The organism is Paracoccus spongiarum, from assembly GCF_030732095.1.
Lineage (GTDB): Bacteria > Pseudomonadota > Alphaproteobacteria > Rhodobacterales > Rhodobacteraceae > Paracoccus > Paracoccus spongiarum.
In genome coordinates this window covers 1-16,792 of sequence record NZ_JAVAMQ010000030.1, presented here as the reverse complement: position 1 = coordinate 16,792, position 16,792 = coordinate 1, and the positions used below count along the sequence as shown (strand labels likewise).

At 61.0% G+C, this 16,792-nt stretch carries 13 protein-coding genes and 5 pseudogenes; 6 read left to right on the top strand and 12 right to left on the bottom strand.

The window, feature by feature from the left end:
- Positions 1 to 414, bottom strand: a 414-nt coding sequence (locus Q5Y72_RS18330) for a thiolase family protein (RefSeq protein ID WP_504222738.1), incomplete at its 3' end; no start/stop codon positions are given.
- A 547-nt stretch (positions 415 to 961) separates the two neighbouring features.
- Here Q5Y72_RS18330 and Q5Y72_RS18325 point away from each other — a divergent pair.
- Positions 962 to 1,735, top strand: coding sequence for a FadR/GntR family transcriptional regulator (locus Q5Y72_RS18325; RefSeq protein ID WP_216034379.1), 774 nt, complete (start codon positions 962 to 964; stop codon positions 1,733 to 1,735).
- Positions 1,736 to 1,851: 116 nt separating this feature from the next.
- On the top strand, positions 1,852 to 2,307 hold the full coding sequence (locus tag Q5Y72_RS18320) for a hypothetical protein (RefSeq protein ID WP_305964859.1): 456 nt from the start codon (positions 1,852 to 1,854) through the stop codon (positions 2,305 to 2,307).
- Positions 2,308 to 2,709: 402 nt separating this feature from the next.
- Here Q5Y72_RS18320 and Q5Y72_RS18315 read toward each other — a convergent pair whose 3' ends face one another.
- The 9 genes and pseudogenes from Q5Y72_RS18315 to Q5Y72_RS18275 all read right to left on the bottom strand — a co-directional run.
- A complete protein-coding gene (locus Q5Y72_RS18315) occupies positions 2,710 to 4,314 on the bottom strand; it encodes a hypothetical protein (RefSeq protein WP_305964858.1) in 1,605 nt (534 codons plus the stop codon).
- 13 nt (positions 4,315 to 4,327) lie between these two features.
- Positions 4,328 to 5,221, bottom strand: a complete 894-nt coding sequence (locus Q5Y72_RS18310; RefSeq protein ID WP_305964857.1) for a phosphatase PAP2 family protein — start codon at positions 5,219 to 5,221, stop codon at positions 4,328 to 4,330.
- A 15-nt stretch (positions 5,222 to 5,236) separates the two neighbouring features.
- Positions 5,237 to 5,872: a hypothetical protein gene (locus Q5Y72_RS18305; protein WP_305964856.1), complete on the bottom strand. Its 636-nt coding sequence runs from the start codon at positions 5,870 to 5,872 to the stop codon at positions 5,237 to 5,239.
- Positions 5,873 to 5,885: 13 nt separating this feature from the next.
- Positions 5,886 to 6,581, bottom strand: coding sequence for a hypothetical protein (locus Q5Y72_RS18300; RefSeq protein WP_305964855.1), 696 nt, complete (start codon positions 6,579 to 6,581; stop codon positions 5,886 to 5,888).
- The gene (locus tag Q5Y72_RS18295; RefSeq protein ID WP_305964854.1) at positions 6,578 to 8,002 is read right to left on the bottom strand and encodes a TIGR02594 family protein; all 1,425 of its coding nucleotides are present in this window, start codon (positions 8,000 to 8,002) and stop codon (positions 6,578 to 6,580) included. Before Q5Y72_RS18295 ends, Q5Y72_RS18300 begins: the two co-directional genes overlap by 4 nt.
- 74 nt (positions 8,003 to 8,076) lie before the next feature.
- Positions 8,077 to 9,639 (bottom strand): hypothetical protein, encoded by a 1,563-nt coding sequence (locus Q5Y72_RS18290; protein WP_305964853.1) that lies wholly within the window; start codon positions 9,637 to 9,639, stop codon positions 8,077 to 8,079.
- Positions 9,640 to 10,005: 366 nt separating this feature from the next.
- On the bottom strand, positions 10,006 to 10,875 hold the full coding sequence (locus Q5Y72_RS18285) for a helix-turn-helix domain-containing protein (protein WP_305964852.1): 870 nt from the start codon (positions 10,873 to 10,875) through the stop codon (positions 10,006 to 10,008).
- 142 nt (positions 10,876 to 11,017) lie between these two features.
- Positions 11,018 to 11,179 (bottom strand): annotated as a pseudogene (locus Q5Y72_RS18280) (DDE-type integrase/transposase/recombinase); the annotation flags it as partial.
- A 201-nt stretch (positions 11,180 to 11,380) separates the two neighbouring features.
- A pseudogene (locus Q5Y72_RS18275) lies at positions 11,381 to 11,785 on the bottom strand (integrase core domain-containing protein); the annotation flags it as partial.
- An 8-nt stretch (positions 11,786 to 11,793) separates the two neighbouring features.
- On the opposite strand from Q5Y72_RS18275, the pseudogene Q5Y72_RS19980 reads away from it, so the two are divergent.
- A pseudogene (locus Q5Y72_RS19980) lies at positions 11,794 to 12,363 on the top strand (DinB/UmuC family translesion DNA polymerase); the annotation flags it as partial.
- Between the two features lie 12 nt (positions 12,364 to 12,375).
- Positions 12,376 to 12,525, top strand: a pseudogene (locus tag Q5Y72_RS19975) (integrase core domain-containing protein); the annotation flags it as partial.
- A 282-nt stretch (positions 12,526 to 12,807) separates the two neighbouring features.
- On the opposite strand, the gene Q5Y72_RS18260 reads toward Q5Y72_RS19975, so the two are convergent.
- Both Q5Y72_RS18260 and Q5Y72_RS18255 read right to left on the bottom strand, forming a co-directional pair.
- The gene (locus Q5Y72_RS18260) at positions 12,808 to 13,173 is read right to left on the bottom strand and encodes a hypothetical protein (RefSeq protein ID WP_305964851.1); all 366 of its coding nucleotides are present in this window, start codon (positions 13,171 to 13,173) and stop codon (positions 12,808 to 12,810) included.
- Positions 13,128 to 13,628, bottom strand: a pseudogene (locus Q5Y72_RS18255) (IS66 family transposase); the annotation flags it as partial. The pseudogene Q5Y72_RS18255 and the gene Q5Y72_RS18260, both read right to left, overlap by 46 nt.
- A gap of 197 nt (positions 13,629 to 13,825) precedes the next feature.
- Here Q5Y72_RS18255 and Q5Y72_RS18250 point away from each other — a divergent pair.
- Together Q5Y72_RS18250 and Q5Y72_RS18245 are read left to right on the top strand one after the other, a co-directional pair.
- Entirely contained in the window at positions 13,826 to 15,118 is a 1,293-nt protein-coding gene (locus Q5Y72_RS18250) for a glycosyltransferase 61 family protein (RefSeq protein WP_305964850.1), read from the top strand.
- Positions 15,119 to 15,125: 7 nt separating this feature from the next.
- Positions 15,126 to 16,580 carry a hypothetical protein gene (locus Q5Y72_RS18245; protein WP_305964849.1) on the top strand — a complete coding sequence of 485 codons (1,455 nt, stop codon included), beginning with the start codon at positions 15,126 to 15,128 and terminating at the stop codon, positions 16,578 to 16,580.
- Positions 16,581 to 16,792: the final 212 nt, after the last annotated feature.

Sequence of the window (16,792 nt, the reverse complement as noted above, 5' to 3'; positions counted from 1 at the left end):
GAACTGCATGTCGCCCATCTTCTGCCCGGCGCGCAAATAGGCGGCGTGGGTCGCCAGCGACATGCTTTCCTGTCCGCCGGCCAGGACGATCGTCGCATCGCCCAGCAGCACCTGCTGTGCCGCCAGCGCGACGGTGCGCAGCCCGGAACCGCAGACCTGGTTGATCAGCCAGGCCGAGGATTCCTGCGGCAGCCCGGCGTTGATATGGGCCTGACGCGCGGGGTTCTGGCCCTGCGCGGCGGTCAGCACCTGTCCGAGGATGGTTTCACTGACCTCTGCCGGGTCCACGCCCGATCGCGCGACCACTTCTTTCAGCACGGTCGCGCCAAGGTCGTGGGCGGGCACGTTGGCAAACGCGCCCATGAAGCTGCCAACCGGCGTGCGGGCAGCAGAGACGATAACGGCTTTGGTCATGGAGTTTCTTTTCCTCTATGGATGTCAGCGGTTCGGGTTAGTTCCATCTCTGTGCTTCTGGAGTCTTTCGACGCATCATCTCCCGCTCACACAGGGCACCTTGTCTGGAATGGCGGGCGTCCCATCAGAGACCGTGTGTGAAAAGAAAGTGAGCCATGCGATCGAAACCGCGAGGACATATCCACATTACGCCATCGATTTTAGCAGGATCCGGAATATGCATATGGCAGAATCACCCGCTTGCGTTGTCTGGAGGCGCCGCCTCCCTCAGCGTCCCCACATCGCAATACGCTTGAGCGCGCTTGTTGGCGATGGTACATACGGTTTACCAATACGTTAAGTCAATAATAAAATTTACCACTTTGCGGCGCGGCAGATGATGCCAGTAGGGAAGATGAATGTGGGGAATGTTGCAATCCGCCCACGAAATCTCTCCAAGATGCTGTTGTTGAAAGGAGATTTTGATCCCGGCTGATCTTCCCCTATCCTTGGCTCCGGAGCCGGGGTAAATTGAGCGTGGGACTTTCTCCTGGAGGATGCGGCCAACATGATCGCCAAGGATGTGTTCGATCCGATTGACCACGAATCGATCGTCGATGCCTTGGTCAGCAAGGTCGAATCGATGATCGTTGATGGTGTATTGAAGGATGGAGTGCGCTTGCCGTCCGAACGCGAATTGGCTGAAGCATTCGGCGTTTCAAGGCCGAAGGTACGCGAGGCCTTGCACATCCTTGAAGACAGAAATCTAGTAACAGTCAGGCACGGTGATGGTACTTATGTTGCAGAACTGACCGGGCGAGCAATGTCTCCGGCTATGCTATCCCTCTATGCCCGTCATGGAGACGCCCTTTACGATTACCTCGAATACCGTCGCGAACAGGAAGGATTTGCGGCCCGTCTGGCGGCCGAACGTGCCACACAGGCCGACAAGTATCGTCTGGCCGCGATACGGGCCGAACTCGAAAGTTCATGGGAGACCGAAGATCCCGACGCCGCCCGGGAAGCAGATTTCCGGTTACACGTCGCAGTTGTTGACGCCAGCCATAACACAACCCTTATCCACATGATGGCATCGGTATATGACCTCACGCAGAGAGGCATATTCTATAATCGAGAACTTCTCCGAACTTTTGACAATAGCGGACGCAACTTGCTGGATCAGCATCTGGAGATCATTGACGCCATAATTGCTGGTGACATAGAACGTGCAGAAAAAGCCGCCCGCGACCATATCGACTTCGTGGAACAGTCGTTGAGGCTTGGCCAAGAGCTGCAACGACGTGAGCGACGCGCGGCGATGAGAATGAAATCAAACGAATGATCTGAAGCCACTGTGCCACTAATTTGTGACATTTCAGAATTTAGCACTTGGGTGCAGAGGAGCAGTGTTCCGAGCGATTCGTTCGCTCTTTTGTTTTTAGTGGGGGGAAGGGTAATATGTTCCGTATTTGCGATGGCGCGACTGCCGCCGAAGGATATTGCTGTCCGACCGTTGTACTGGCAGGCACATCTTTCCAGTTTTCCGACCGGCTTATTAAACTGCTTAAGGTTGATTTTGACGATATTTATTTCGAACGCTCAATGGATAGCAATATTGTCCTGGAGCACGAAACGCAGCCCAGAGTGATAATCGTCCACGAATCATGCGACGATCTGGAAGGTCGGATCAGCCTGTTTCAGCGCAAGTTGCCCAAAACCCAAATCGCCGTGGCCTGCAGCGATACAACAATCATCGAGCGTCTGAACGTGTCCGATCGATTCACGCTGCTGATGGGTCCCGGCGATGGCTCACAGCCGCGCGGTCCAGATCCGGAACCGGCTGGCGGTGGTGGTCTAGCGCACCAGATCCATGCCGGCCCGGCGACCGTCGGTGCGGCTTGGGACCACCCATAACGGCAAAAGACAACGCGACCTGCGAAAATTATCGCTGCCCCGGACTGGCCGAAATGGCCTAAGCCATCCTTAAGGGGAGGCCTCATCGCTGCGACAACGACTTCGTGCTGCATTCGGTAGATGTGATGCCATCGATATCGCTTTCGGGCAAAGCCGGCCAACTCGTCACGATCGTGACGACCTGCGACTGTCCCGACGTGCCTGGCCTCGCGACGGCACACGCGCTGATGGTATGAGAGGGCCGGCTTGCAGAAGGAACGAGATGGAGAAGATTATGGCCAGGGGTAGTCGTGCGCGCGCCGAAAGCGACATACCGTTGATGACCTCGGACCAAGGCTCTGAGGTCGTTCTCAGTTATGGCCCATACGGGATGGTCCTGGCGACGGCAATGCGTCAGGGCCTTCACTTGACATATCTCGCTGCCGCGATCGAGGTTCCCTCGACGAGAAATCGCCTCGGCGAACCGTTTCCGATTACCTCCAGTCCCGGATCGGTCTCGACACCAAGCGAGACCGCCTTGGCGAAGTTATTGCCGTTCCATGGCAGCCCGGAATACCGCGCTACAACGGTCGCTCCCGCCCGCTCGACGGTCGCGGCGACCGAGGTGACGCCGGGTGCGGTGGTCAGGACCGATGCCGAACCCGCGCGTCTGATGACGGAATTGCCATCGTCCATCTTGGGAAAACCGTTGTCGCCCGTCTCGCTGTAATCGTGATCGAAAAAGCGCGATTGCAGCGAGTCCATGTGGTTCAGGGCCAACTCCTCGTCGTCGCGCAGGATCCACAGGTCGGCTGCGTGCTTGTCCCGCATTTCGATTTCCCAGATGCCGGCGGTCAGCGCGGGTTCCAGCGCCAGACGCACGACCAGCTGACCTTGCGATCCTGACTGGCGCGCATGGACACGGCCGATCACTTCATTCTCGTCGAACAGCTCGCAATAATCGCCATGCTTGAGCGTGAAAGCGACGGATTGCCCGTTCGATCCAGAGCGAAGCGTGAAGGTCGCCTCCTTTCCCGATACGCAGAGATCCAGCACATTGGCGCTGGCATCGCTTGGCTGGATGCCCCAGATGACCTTGGGTTGTGCCGCGGTCAATCGCGCATGAAGCCGGTCCTGACGGTGATTGCCGGCGGGGAGGATCAGCTCGACCTTCGGAAAGCAATTCAGTATCTTGGAGATCTTCCTTGCAGCTGGATGATCGCCGTCTTGGGGGCCGCCGGTGAAGCCAAAGGGAAGAAGGACCTTTCCCTCGTAGTTTGGCGAAAGTTGGCCGGCAATTGCCTGAAAGAGGGCGATCCACAGTGTCAGGGTCATTTTGTCGCCGCCCCAGTCCAGCAGCAGCGCCTTGGGCAGTTCAAAGGCGACCAGATCATGTGATGTTCCGGCCACCAAGCCTGCCGTGGCGGTTCCGTGCCAGAAATCATCCGGGTCAGGCGGCAGCGACCAGACGCTGCCGGGGAAGGCCTTTGCAAGGATCGGGATTGGGGCGGCGGGTCCGCCAGACGCAGCCTCTGCGCGGCATCTGGCGGCTAACAATGGATCCAGTTTCGTCGGAGGGTCCTGACATCGGATCATTTCAGGGTAGTAATAGATCGCACTGAAGCGGAAAATGCCATCCGGCCAGAAAGCATCGTTCCAATGGGCCAATCCGCAATCGATCAGCACCAGTCTTGACGGCCGCTTCAGGTCGACGGACGTTGCAAGGGGAATCAGACCGCTTCGCTCTGCCGAGACAATTCTCGAACCGATGAAATACGGGGTGTCGTCGCCCCTGTCCGCCCGCGACAAGACATCATTCGTCCCCACCGGGTCGCGCAGCGTTTCTGCCGGCAGGTTCAGGAAGGGATAGCCACGAGCCATTGCTTCCGTCTCGCTGAAATCGACAAGCGTGGCTACCATCCGGCCGTGGACTACCCCTTCACCGTCGACTTGGTCTTCATCGTCCACGATGGGCAGGAAGTTCCACGGCAAGTAGGGGAAGTTCCCACATTTCGTCGAGAGTTTCATCATGCACCTCTTGTCATTTCTCGGCGCAGGCAGCGTCGCGGATCGGCGTCAACGCGGCGCCGCCCTTGGTGATCGTGTCGACCAGTTTGGCGCCCGCATACTTGCCGCAGGCATTTCCCCATGCAACATCGACAGGGAAATGCACACCCGCGTAAAGGCGGCTCTGCCCGATGCGATCGGCGACGTTCAGCAGCAAAGCTTTCGCACCCGGGAAGAAATCCGCCAGCACGGCAGCCAGAGCATGCGCCTCGATCGCATGGCCGGCGGGGAACGAGCTATGTGCAGGGGTCTGGATGACCGGCGAGATATCGGGCGCAATCTGGATTGGCCGCATGGTCGAAAACCTGACCTTCAACGGCACCGAGATCCGGAAGGCGGCGGTCCAGACGGCCTCGAGAAGCTGCATCATCCGGGGATGCGTCTCGTTCGAGATCCCGACGGGCTGGGTCAGAAAGCTGATCAGGTCGGTCTGCTGCAGATAGATCTCGGGCAACTGCTTGTCGCGCGAATAACGCAAATTCCTCAGCTTTTCTATCTGGCCCTGCCAATCAGCACAGGTCCAGGATGTAACAGCCGTCGAGACCGCGAAGTATTTGCTTCCCCCTGCCTGGTCAACCGCATCGATCACAGAGCCAATATCCAGATCACCCTTGCTCGCCCTAAACGGTTCCAGAAGTTCCGTCGCCAGCACTTCGTTCAGATGCCGGGCATTCAGCTTCAGGTAGTTCGGTGTCCCGACCGACGGCGCGGGGACGGGACCCGCCGTGATCGGCACATCCAACGCCCTTGCGGCGGTGTTGAGCGCCTCGGTCAGCAGCATCGAGCTGGCCTGACCGGCCAGATCAAGCTCTGCGAGGTCTGATTTGTTGGACTTGTTCGATTTGTTGGACTTGTTGAGCCACGACATCAAAGCCTCCATTCATCAGGGAATTGCGGCACCGGGCGCAGGGGCGCCAAAATCGGCCTCTTGGGGAAAGGGTATCACGGCGATGGCATCCGGCATACCGGGCTCAACCCGGCTTGCCGGCTGCAGATCGGCCGGCAGGCTTTCGACCGCATCGGTAATTGCCCGCGCGGCGGCCATGGCATTGCCGTCATTCGTCAGCGGAATCGCAAGCGTCTCGGTCGCGATGGCGTCGAGCATCGGTTCCGTCAACGCGCCGTAGCTTGCGATATCCAGTGCATAGGTCCCGTCGGCCCGAGCGGTGCCAAGTCTTGCAAGATCATGGATGATGCTGGACGGCGCCTCGGGGTTCGGCCGGATGCTGACCGTTGCCATCTTGGCCTCGAGTTGCGCGATGTTGGCCTCGGCATTCCAATTGGCATACTGGTCCAGGGGAACGACCACGCTGGCGGTCATCACGTCCGCCGGGTCCGTGCCAAGCGCTGTCGCGTAGCGGATGCCGTTTCGGAAGGCCTTGCAGATGTCGTGCTTGTTGGTTTCGTCAAGGCAGTTTGCAAGCTGCCAGTAAAAGCCGAGATTCGCTTCTTGCGCGGCCGAGCCAAGCGGCGCGACAATCGCGGCGGCGATGACGGTGCAAGCGAGGTGTCTGTTCATGGCTGCCTCCTCTCTATTCGGGTTCGGAACTGATATTCACCGGCGCGCTGACCCCCGAAGCTGTTCGGCCGGTTGCCGAGGTAAGCTTGCAAGTTTCGGACGGTTCCGGGGCCTGGTCCGTATTGATGCCGAAACAGGGGTACAGGCCCAACTGGTTGCGGCTCCAGTTGACGTCCTGCAAGTAGGCCGGGATATCGCGGGTCACGAAGGGTGCGGCTTGGGGTCCGCTGAAATACAGGTTCAGCGCGACGGTCGCAGCGCCCATGACGCAGAGCAGCATCCCCGGGAAGGACGAGGTGGCCTCGACGTTTCCCTTGCCGGAAAGAGCGGCGATGAGCTTGTTGGCTTCGGCGGACTGAACCCGGTCGAAGATCAGGATCGCGCCGAGCAGCACCATCATCATCGACACGATCAGCCCCGATATGCCCATGAAATGCCGATAAAGCTGGGAGATCGAGGCGCGTGAGGCGCGCAGCCGCAGGGCTTCCTGATCCAGCAGATAAAAGGGGTCCGTGACCGGCGCGGCGGCGGTCGGTGTCGCTATCCGGCCAAGCTCCTGATGTTGCAACCACGCCTGCAGGAACAGCAGCAGGATGATGCCGCCAACGAAGCAGGCCGACATGATACAGACGACGAGCCCTGCCTGGCGGGAATATCTGTGCCCGTTCTGGACGGGCACGGCATTGGGAAGATCGGACGCGGCGCTCATTCTGCGGCCTCCGCGATGATCATGTCATCGCTGTCGGTCATCGTCACCGCCCGGCGGATCGACAGGAGCTTGTAGTGCTGGCCGCCAAGGCTTCCGTTGCGGGGGTAGGAGGCAATCGAGACGCGGCCCGACTGGTTGCCGCCGAGAACGGTGATCGAGGTCGCATTGGCCGACACGAGGAAACCCACATGCCCGCCGCTTTCTGGCTGGCCGGCGGCGTTGGTCCACTGCCTGCGCCAGACGACAATATCGCCCTCGCGCGGCGCCTCCGTCACCTCGTCGCCCCAGCCCTGCTCGTGCCAGGAACGGGCGGCTTTGCTGTTGGTCCCCTTGAGCCCGGCCTTCTCGACGCAATAATTGACGAAGGACGAACACCAGGGAACGCTGTCCTCGTCGCCATGCCCGGTGCTGGCATGATAAAGATAGATCCGCGGATTGGTCTTCTTACCCGGAAACTCGTGAATGTTGTCGGCCAGTTCCTCCCGGGCAATCTGATAGGGGTCGGCAAGCGCGGGATGGCGCATCCCGAAGGCATCGGCCACGAGTTCCAGATAGCCCCGGTGGCAATAGCCGTCAGCCTTGCCGTCGCCCTCGGTATCTACCAGAACCCAATCGCCAAGAACCGAGATGCCAAAGACCCGCGTCCCAAAGGGCAGCGACCGGATACGCTCATAGCTGGTGCCGGCCCCCCGGCGCAGCAGCAGACCCGAGCGCGCCGTGACCTGCATCATCGACCGCAGTTCTTCGGGCGCCGCGTGATCCCTGGCGAACTCGTCTGCGCCGGAATTCAGCGTGAACTGGCCGAAATCGGGAAAGGCCGTATTGCTGTAGTTGGGATCATAGCGGTAGCCGGTGCCAGGCAATGTGGTGGCCGGAGCCTGAGCCAGCGCCCAACGCTGCGATTTCAGGAAGTCGTCATGACCCGACCAGCCTTGCGATTGCGACAGCCATGCGAACTTGACCAGGCCTTTCGTCAGCAGGCGGTCGCAGACAAGCCCCGAACCATAGACGCCGACCCGATACGATCCGGCGAGCGCGGCATTGACCGCGCCAAAGTAGGCCTCGATCGAGGCAAGTTCGGCCTTCGTGATGAAATCCCAGTCGACGGCGAAGTAGATTGCGCTGCCCTGCGGCTGTCCGATATCGGCCGCGACCTGAAGCGCACGCGCGGCATCGCGCTGCCCGGTCATGGCGGTAAGATCGCCGATATGGCCGCCATTGCCGCCTCCGCGCTGCTGGAACACGGCACCGATCGATAGCCCGGCCTCGGTCAGGGTGCGAGCCTCGGCGCGGGTCAGGCGCTTGCCGGGCAGGCTGACATCCTTGTGGTTGTAATAGCGCATGACGACCCGGATGCCTGCCTGAGCCAGTTGCCTGACCACCAAAGTGGCGGGCCGCGCGCTGTCGATGACCGTGAACATGCTGATCTCCTGTTGTGAACTGTGCCAGCAGTTGAGCAGCCTTGCGTGATCGCAGCGTTATGGGCGACCGAATCTTAGCCGATCCGATCTTTCAGACCGGCATCCAGACCCAGGCTTCGCAGCGTTTCCATGGGATAGGCGGCGTCCAGCAGGGAAAGCGGCGTGAAGCATGGTTCAAGGCGTGCAAGCCGCTGCGAATACCTTTGGGCATCGGCATCGTTGCCGCAGAGCGCACTGAGCGCGATGAGATATCGCAGCGCCGGTCGATAGGCGGGCATCTTCAGATGACATTGCCGCAAGAGATCCAGCGCTTCCGGGGACCGCCCCATGCAAAGGGCGCCAAACGCTGCCTGCATGTCCCATGAAAAGCTGTTGGCCAGTCCGGTGGCGACCAGCCTGGCCCGCTCGGCTGTGCGCTGGCTGAGCGACAGCTCGCCGCGCATCATCTGCGACTGGCTCAGCGCGTCAAGCGCATACGGATTTTCCGGGCCGGCTTCGACGGCCCGCAGCGCAAGATGGTGGCTGTAGTCAAAGTCCTTCGTGAACTTCAGCTGAGTCTGGGCCGCAAGCGCAAGAACGGTCGGGTCCTGCGGCGACAGCCGCACCGCTTCGTCGGCCAGATCAATGGCCGAAGCGGCTCTCCTCGCCGCATCGGTTCTGAATTCCAGAACCGACGTTAGTTGGGCAAAGGCCTGCCATGCCAGCGCCAGCCCCATGGCGGATCCGTTCGTCGAGGCCCGCAACAGGCCAATCGCCGTCTCGAGGCCCGATTTGTCGTAATTGTAGATCCTGCGAATGGCCCGCTGGATGCGGGCGATGTCGCCCTCGGGGCCGCGCAGGGAAAGCTGATCGTTCAGCGCGGCCACGGCCTTGTTCAGTAGACCGGCAAATTCGGGCGCATCCCAGATCCGGCCAAGGTTGCGCTCGACCCTTAGGCGGTTACTCCACAGATATTGCCGTACCGGGTCGCCGAGCAGCCGCACCAGAATGAGCCATTCGTCCTGGCCCGACTGAACCTCGACCACGAATGTATAAGAGGCCGCGCCGTCTTCGGGAAGGAGCAGAATCGCCGGCTTGCACGCGGCAATGCCCGCGACGAGGTCCGCAAGTTGCTGCGCCAGCATGTGACACAGGAACTGGCAGTCGTCGAATTGCGCGGCAACCGGGACGATCCCGACGACAGGCAGAGCCGCGGATGGCCTTGGCGGGGGTGATTTCTGCCCGACATTCTCGGGTTCGGTCACGGCCTGTCGCTGGTCACGCAGCCAGCTCTCGAATTCCTCATCGGGAACATCCAAATCGGCCAGAAACTCCGAAGCGGGCAGGGCCTGGTCCTCGGCGATGAGGAATGGAGGGTCCAGCCAGATCGCGTCGCGGTCGCTTTTCAGGCTGTCGCGCAACGGGCCGAGATCCCGCCGGATATTGGACAGGGCCTGTCGCAACGACACCTGCCCCGCCTTCAGCGTGCTCTTGCCCCAAAGCATGTCCTGCAACATCAACCGCCGCCGACGCTGCCCCGGAGACAGCGCCAGCATGGCCATCAGCGCGCGTTCTTTCATGCCGTGCGGCGTGTAATCACCGTCGTGCTGGTCGCGAATCCGGAACGCTCCCCACGTCACGACGCGGCCCACGTCCATGACATCACCGTCTGTGTCTGGTAGCGATCATTCTACACAAGGTTGCAGGCGCTGTATCGCGATTTGTTACCGGGCGCTGGCAGGCTCGGCCACGGCTTCGGCAACCACCATGCGGGCCAAATTATCGCTGCGAGTCTGTGGCCGCGTGAACACGAAGCAGGCGATTCCGTTCTGTTTTCCACCCGCCACTCGGTACGCATTATGCGCAACTCCGAAGAGGTTAACGGTCTTCTCCCAGATTAACCGATATATCGCGGCCTGCCCGCGCGGTCCAACGACAATTCCGAATCGAACCGGCCTGACCGATTCACCGCGCTGATGGATCGCCGCGATCGTCCAGAGCGGGCCCGGTCGAAGCGGGCCGCGTCACAGCCGCGCGGTCCAGAGCCGGAACCGGCTGGCGCCGGTGGTCTCGCGCACGAGGCCCATGCCGGCCAACCGGGCCAGCAGGCGTTCGGCGGTATCGCGGCTGACCCCGGCGTCTTCCGCGACCATCGCGGCCGTCACAAGCGGCGTTGCGACCAGGGCCGCGATGACCCGCGCCGGGTTGGCGCCCTTGATGCGGGCGGTCATCCGCAGCGCCTGCGCCTGCCTGGCGGCGAGCCGCGCAAGTTCGGTGCGCGCGTCGCGGGCGCCGGTCGCGATGGCACCGTACCAGGCCGCCAGACGCTGCGCGGGCGCGCCGCCCGCAAGGCGCAGGCCGCGGCGGGCCGTGCCGAACGGCACGAAGCCGGCATGCTCGCAGGCGCCCGCCATCGCGCGCGCCGCCCAGCAGGAAGGCTCGATGACATCGCCCTCGGGCGACAGATCCGACAGCCGCCACAAGACCTCGCCGAACGCCGCGCGGGTCAGCGGATGCAGCATCTCGGCCTCGGCCAGCCGCGCCCGGAACGCGGTCTCCGCCGCGTCGAACTCCGCGCCCGTCGCCCGGCCGCGCCAGGGCAGGTCGGCCAGCAGATCGGGGGCGGGCTGCAGCGCCAGGAAGTCGCGCAGATCCTCAAGCCGCCCCCTGCCCTGCAGGCGCCGCACCGCCCACCGTCCCGCGCGCAGCGCCTCGGGATCGCTGTCCGCCCGCGCCTCCATCATGTCGCGGCCCAGATCCTCGGCCGGCAGCGGCGTCCCGGCGACCCAGAGCAGCGTCTCGGTCTCGCGGATGGCCAGCCGCGACAGCGCGCCCGGACGCAGCCCGGTCCCGTCCGGCAGCGCCAGGGCGCCGTCGAACCGACCCAGCGCCATCGCCGCGCGCGCGAGTTCCGGCGCCAGATCGGCCTCGGCCCGCCGCCAGGCCAGCGGATCGACCAGGGGCGGCTGCCCGGCGACGGAACGGGTTCTGTCGCAAAGATTTTGATCGCGAGAAATCCGGCGTTGATCTTTGTTTTCAGGCGGCCAGTTGGCAGAACTGCTGAAACGGTCGCAATTCGGGTCGGAACTGGCCCTTGCGGATCATGTTGACCAGTTCGATTCCGGCGATGATCGAAGATGCTGACGCGAAGCTCTTGAAGCCCAGCATCGGTTTCACTCGGCGCTTGATGAACCGGTGGGCCGCCCTTGAGGCCAAACGGCAACGCGGAAGGCCCGCCTCCTTCGCCACCATCAACAACACGCCCCTGATTGACGCGGCGCGACAATCAGAAACGAAAGAGGAACTTGCCAGCGACAATCAGGATGCTATCGTCGCAGATGCCGCGACATAGAAACTCATCCAGATCGTCGCCAGCGTCTCACCCAGATTGTCGCGCTATACCGTATTGTAGTCGTAGCGCCAGAGCGCCAGCTTTCTCCGTGCGTCGTCCAGGCTGTCGAAGATCTCCTCGTTGAGCAACTCGTCCCGCAGGCTGCCGTTGAAGCTTTCTATGAACGCATTCTGCTGGGGCTTACCCGGATCGATGTAGTGCCACGGCACCTCGTTCTCATCGGCCCATTTCAGGATCGCCCGACTAGTGAACTCTGTGCCGTTATCGCTGACAATGCAGCCGGGCTTGCCGTAGACCCGGATAAGGGCGCTGAGCTCCCGGGCAACCCTTGCCCCGGAGAGGCTGGTGTCCGCCACGAGGCACAGGCATTCGTGCGTGCAGTCGTCGATCACGGCGAGGATCCGGAACTTCCGCGAGGCACCGGAGCTGTCGGATACAAAATCCAACGGCCAGCACTCACATGCTCGCCAAGATAGCCGGGAAGCTGGACAAGCCGGATGGATGCCGGTGGCTCGGACCGGAAAATCTCCCCGAAGCCATCGCCCATCTCTCGCTGGACGATCTGCCGGGGATCTCCGGCGCTATGAAGGCCCGGCTCTACCGCGCCCGCGTGTTCGACGTGCCTGCCCTCTACGCGCTCGATCCGCGCCATGCGCGTCTGATCTGGCGATCGGTAGAGGGGGAGCGGTTCGTGCGGATGCTGCAGGGCATGGATATTCCCCTGATCGCGACCGAGCGCGGCGGATTCGGCAACAGCAAGGTGCTGTCGCCTGAATTCCGCGATCCGCGCCGCGCCTATCTGGTCGGCCGCTGGCTGGTCGAGAAGGCGACGGCACGCCTGCGGCGCGACGGTCGCGTGGCCGGGCGCTTCAGCCTGTCGGTCAGCTTCATGGCCGGCGGTGCCTGGTCGCGGAACGTAAGCTGCTTTCCCACCCAGGACACCGCGATCTTTCTGCGGCTTCACCGCGCCCTGTGGGTGCGCCTCTGGCGCACCACACGACCGGGCGCGGTCATCAGCCTCGGCGTGCACCTCGGAGACGTGGGGATGCGCGACGAACTCTTGAACGAGACGCTGTTCTTCGGCCTCGACCATGCCCGCAACGTCATCGACGCCTGGGTGGCCGATTACAACGCCAACCGCCCCCATTCGGCGCTCGGCTACCAGACCCCCGCGGCCTACGCCGCCCAACTCGCCGCAACGGGCGATCGGCTCCACGAAACGGAAGCGTTCCGCCGATCGCCCATTGCTCCCTCCGCGCAAGTGGGCAATTGTCACCCGCCGGCTCTGGTTTCAGCTGGATGACTCTCGGGGGTCAGAGCAGTTCCTGCGCAAAGCTGCCAGTGGGCAGTCTCACGAGGCGACTGACGCGCGCAGTGACCTGCCCCGAGACGATCAATTCGCCCAGCCTATTCTAGGCAGGCGATACTCCGTTTGAGCTCGTGCACTGGACTCTCTCTCCGACGAAACGTAAGCTCACGCCGAACGCCGTCTGGAGTTAACGGTTTTCTCGTGCTCCATGATGCGTTCGATGACGTCGGGCTCACACTTCTCGTCCTGCAGGAATTCAAGGATTCCGCCGTCCCATGTCCGGATGTCTGCGAGAAGTTCCCGCAGGCATTCGATGCCGCGGTCCGTGAAGATCGTGATGCCTTCGTCGGTACCGTTGTCGACCCAGATCGTCTCGCCATAGTCGACATTGTCGGAATTGGCACTGACGAGTTCGATGAGTTCCAGGTTCTCGCCAATCTGTCTGGCGACCTCGTCGATGGTGACGACCTGCGTGACGCGGGCCATCAGGCGGCCTCGGCCGAACTGGCTGCCGGTTTTTGCCAGTTCCATGGCAACAATGCGGGCAGTCGCGAGACCGGCAGGTCGGAGATGCGGGCGATGACATCGGCGAGCCAGGCTTGCGGATCGATGCCGTTCAGCTTGGCGGTACCAATCAGGGTGTACATGGCGGCGGCGCGCTGCCCGCCGCGTTCGGAGCCTGCGAAGAGCCAGGATTTTCTGCCCAAAGCCACACCGCGCAGCGACCGCTCGGCGGCGTTGTTGCTGAGGCAGACCCGGCCGTCGTCCAGGAAACGGGTGAAGCCCGGCCAGTGGTCGGCTGACAGGAGATAATCGATCGCCTTGGCGACCTTGACGTGCTTCGACAGTTTCGCGCGTTCGCCGCGCAGCCAGCGTTCCAGGTTTTCGACCACGGGCGCGGACAGGCGCTGCCGCGCCTCGAGACGGGCGGCTGGGTCGAGGCCATTCAGACCGCGTTCGATCTCGAACAGCGCGTCGATGCGCTTCCTCTGACCTGAGTTCCGCGACCAGTACTTCGAGCGTATCAGCAGAACCAGAGGTCAACGTCGAAACAGTTCTGGAAACCGAGGGGCTGGCCGGGTAACTTCGCGAAATCAGCCTCAGGCGCCACAGCATCAGCTCACAGAACAGAACTCGATCGGCTTGGAAAAAATTGCCACGCCATCCATGGAGAATCTCCGCGATGCGCCCTCTCGAACCCATCTACGAGCCTGCGCTCAACCGGTCTATCAAGGTTGATGCGCGAGCAAATTGGATCCTCAGGCCCGCGCCCGCGGCGAGAATCGAGATGGTCCCTGCCTGCGAATCTCCAGAATCGAACGATCGGATCAGGGCCTATTATATGCGCTCTGCGCTATGCAACGCCGGTACAGCCGTACTTGAAGTAAATAATCTACCCGCATTGATGCATCATGTGACCTGGAACAGGGGGAAGTTGAAGTTTGCGGAAGAGGTTACCTTGAGTTCTCCGTCAGGGCATCGATTTATCGAGGCCGTGACAAGATCTGATCCGGAAACCCTCAAATCTGTGCCTCGAGCAAAAATTGGGGCGAAACGCTTCATAAATGTGTTTGCGAATGAGGCCTCAGGAGAGGACTACAATCTGCCTTTCATCGTCGACATGCGGAACGGCAAGAATTATTTCCATTTTCTTTCAGAGAGTCTTTCGCAACTGGCCGTAGCGCCGCGCGCTCTCAAAACCGTATATCTCCTGTCCCGAAACAGGTCACGCCGCAGCTTTGTCGAGAATTTTCTCGCAACACTCTTCCCTGAGTGGGATGATCGAGTTCTGTTTTTGTCGGAGGCGGTCGAGTTCGAGCGCGCATGGCTATCGTATAGTTTTCGCTTGCTCCTTGCACAGCACAAGATTCCCCGGTTCGATCGGCTCATTCAGGCGCATATTCCGTCATTTTCTCCCCGCCGGGCACTCGAAAGGCGTTCACGGCGAGCGCTTGCTGCTTTTACCCTGGATCATGGCTTGATGCGTTTGCGGGAGCGCGCCTTGATCGCCGCAAAGGGGATGGCGTTCGCGCCGCCCATTCCGAAAATCCTGGTTGTCCGAAGCGCCGATCCGGCCTTGGCCCGCCAACGGGATACGGAGGGTTTTTCTCTTCTTCGCGCGTCGCTCAGACAAAAAGGGTTCCAAGAGGTCGTGCTGGAACACCTGTCGCCGCTCGAACAGATCAGGCTGTTCAACCAGGCGTCAACGGTGGTCGCTGAACACGGAGCCGGGATCGCGAATATGATGTTTGGCTCAGAGAAGCTGCATTTGATAGAGATCGGGACAATGCAAACGCTCCGCTTCAGATGGGGTGACTTCTTTCAGATGGCCCATGCTTCTCAGTGCCGCTACACGACGGTCTTCACGGACGCATCCGGGGAACCTTTGGAGATCGCTTCGCCACCGCAAGGCAAGCTCGCTCCGCCGAAGATAGGCCCTGCGGCACTTTCTGCAATACTCGACATTGTTGGTTAGAGCGCGCATGCGGCAGACTGAAATCTCGCGTCATGTTTGTCTGTGTGTCGGAGCATTCCCGTCAGGTGCGGCAGCAGACATACGGGTCGTCATCTGCGTCGATGATCAGATGCTACGCATCTGGCTGCGACTGATCGACAGGTCTTGTCCCTGCGGATCGCTTATCCATCGCGACGAGACCGGAAATTCATGGGGACTGGTTCATTGCCTGGCGGGTGAGGGCACCATGGAGGAGCTTTTCGACGCCGAGACAGTCGACATGGCCGTCCTTAGGCGAGTTGTGCCGGGAGATCGGCGGCGGATCGCTATCCTGAACGGCAATGAGCTCCTCATCCGGCGTAGACGGCTGCAAGCCACCGACCAACTCTCGGACCGCCAACCGCACTGGGGAACAGAAGCAAGAGTCGATCTTCACGTCACCTCGCTCGAGGATTGCCTGAGGGCAATGGCAGACGATGCTCCCGACAAGAAGACACGGCGGCCTGGCGCCAGATCATCTGTCATCGGATCGATGCCGCTCAACCTGATCAGGGGAGATAGCGATCTCAAACTTCCGTTCAGGCGAATACGTGTCAGCGCGAAGCCGTCGATTCTCAGCCTCAACACACCGCGAAAAAACGACGATGAATTCGTTCATCCGTATATCATGGAGTTTCCAGACGGGTTCAACGGCTTTCGCTATCTGCTGGCGGTGACCGGTTTCGAGGCGGCGAGAGAGAAACTCGAGAACCCCTATATTTTCGGTTCAAACAATCTGGAAAATTTCTTCCTCCTGCATGGAGTGCGGCAACCGATCTTTTCTCCGATCACAGAAGGAGATGGTCATAATAGCGACGTTGCCCTCGCATATGATTTCGGGACTTCTGAACTTCTGTGTCTTATTCGTCAAACCCACCGCCTTCGGGGCCGCGCGATCGATACTGGTGACATCATCGATTCTATATCGTTCAGGGCGACAAGGGATGGTGTGAACTGGAGCGAACCCTGCGAGATACTCAGAAGCACGAGGGACAAGGATCCGCTTCTTTCGCCTTCTTTGCTTCATGACCCGAACGACGGCAGGTGGCACCTGTTCACGGTTTCCAGGCCCCACATCCTGCACCGCTCAGCGACAGATCTCAGGGGGCCATGGACCGAGCCGGATCTCATCCACGTTCCCGGCTCTATCCGCCCGCATCACATTGAGATGAAGTGGATCGGACAGAGGCTATTTTGCCTGCTGCACTCCAAGTCGTCCCACAATCTGCATTTCGGAGCGTCGGAGAACTGGACTAATTTCCAATTTGATCAGGAACCCGTTTTGATGAACTCGCCACCGAGCGTCTACAAGGGAAGTTTTCTACCCTGTTCCGCACAGGACGGGATCAGGATCAGGTTGTTTTGGACGCCCGGCGCGGGAACTATCAAGCAGCGGAACGTCTATCATCTGTTTCGATCCGAGGTCGGGCCGTTCCCGGAATGACGTTCTTTTCTGGATTCTCAGAAGGCTGGCCAATAATTGCAGGGACGCCTTGTCGGTAGCGCACGGTCTGCGCAGGACTTGCCTTCGCGCCTCATTATCATGTGCTACGAGAGGAAATCGTCTTCTGCCAACCTGTCTATGCCGCGTATCTCGATCGCGAAATCCGCAATGCCATCGCCCGAAACATCGCCACGGAGTTAGCGTCCGAGGAC

Coding starts and splice junctions, on each gene's coding strand:
- Q5Y72_RS18310 (WP_305964857.1), bottom strand. CDS start 5,221: ATGTCGTGGCTCAACAAGTCCAACAAATCGAACAAGTCCAACAAATCA.
- Q5Y72_RS18250 (WP_305964850.1), top strand. CDS start 13,826: ATGCGCCCTCTCGAACCCATCTACGAGCCTGCGCTCAACCGGTCTATC.
- Q5Y72_RS18300 (WP_305964855.1), bottom strand. CDS start 6,581: ATGAGCGCCGCGTCCGATCTTCCCAATGCCGTGCCCGTCCAGAACGGG.
- Q5Y72_RS18315 (WP_305964858.1), bottom strand. CDS start 4,314: ATGAAACTCTCGACGAAATGTGGGAACTTCCCCTACTTGCCGTGGAAC.
- Q5Y72_RS18245 (WP_305964849.1), top strand. CDS start 15,126: ATGCGGCAGACTGAAATCTCGCGTCATGTTTGTCTGTGTGTCGGAGCA.
- Q5Y72_RS18325 (WP_216034379.1), top strand. CDS start 962: ATGATCGCCAAGGATGTGTTCGATCCGATTGACCACGAATCGATCGTC.
- Q5Y72_RS18320 (WP_305964859.1), top strand. CDS start 1,852: ATGTTCCGTATTTGCGATGGCGCGACTGCCGCCGAAGGATATTGCTGT.
- Q5Y72_RS18305 (WP_305964856.1), bottom strand. CDS start 5,872: ATGAACAGACACCTCGCTTGCACCGTCATCGCCGCCGCGATTGTCGCG.
- Q5Y72_RS18295 (WP_305964854.1), bottom strand. CDS start 8,002: ATGTTCACGGTCATCGACAGCGCGCGGCCCGCCACTTTGGTGGTCAGG.
- Q5Y72_RS18260 (WP_305964851.1), bottom strand. CDS start 13,173: ATGGAACTGGCAAAAACCGGCAGCCAGTTCGGCCGAGGCCGCCTGATG.
- Q5Y72_RS18285 (WP_305964852.1), bottom strand. CDS start 10,875: ATGGCGCTGGGTCGGTTCGACGGCGCCCTGGCGCTGCCGGACGGGACC.
- Q5Y72_RS18290 (WP_305964853.1), bottom strand. CDS start 9,639: ATGGACGTGGGCCGCGTCGTGACGTGGGGAGCGTTCCGGATTCGCGAC.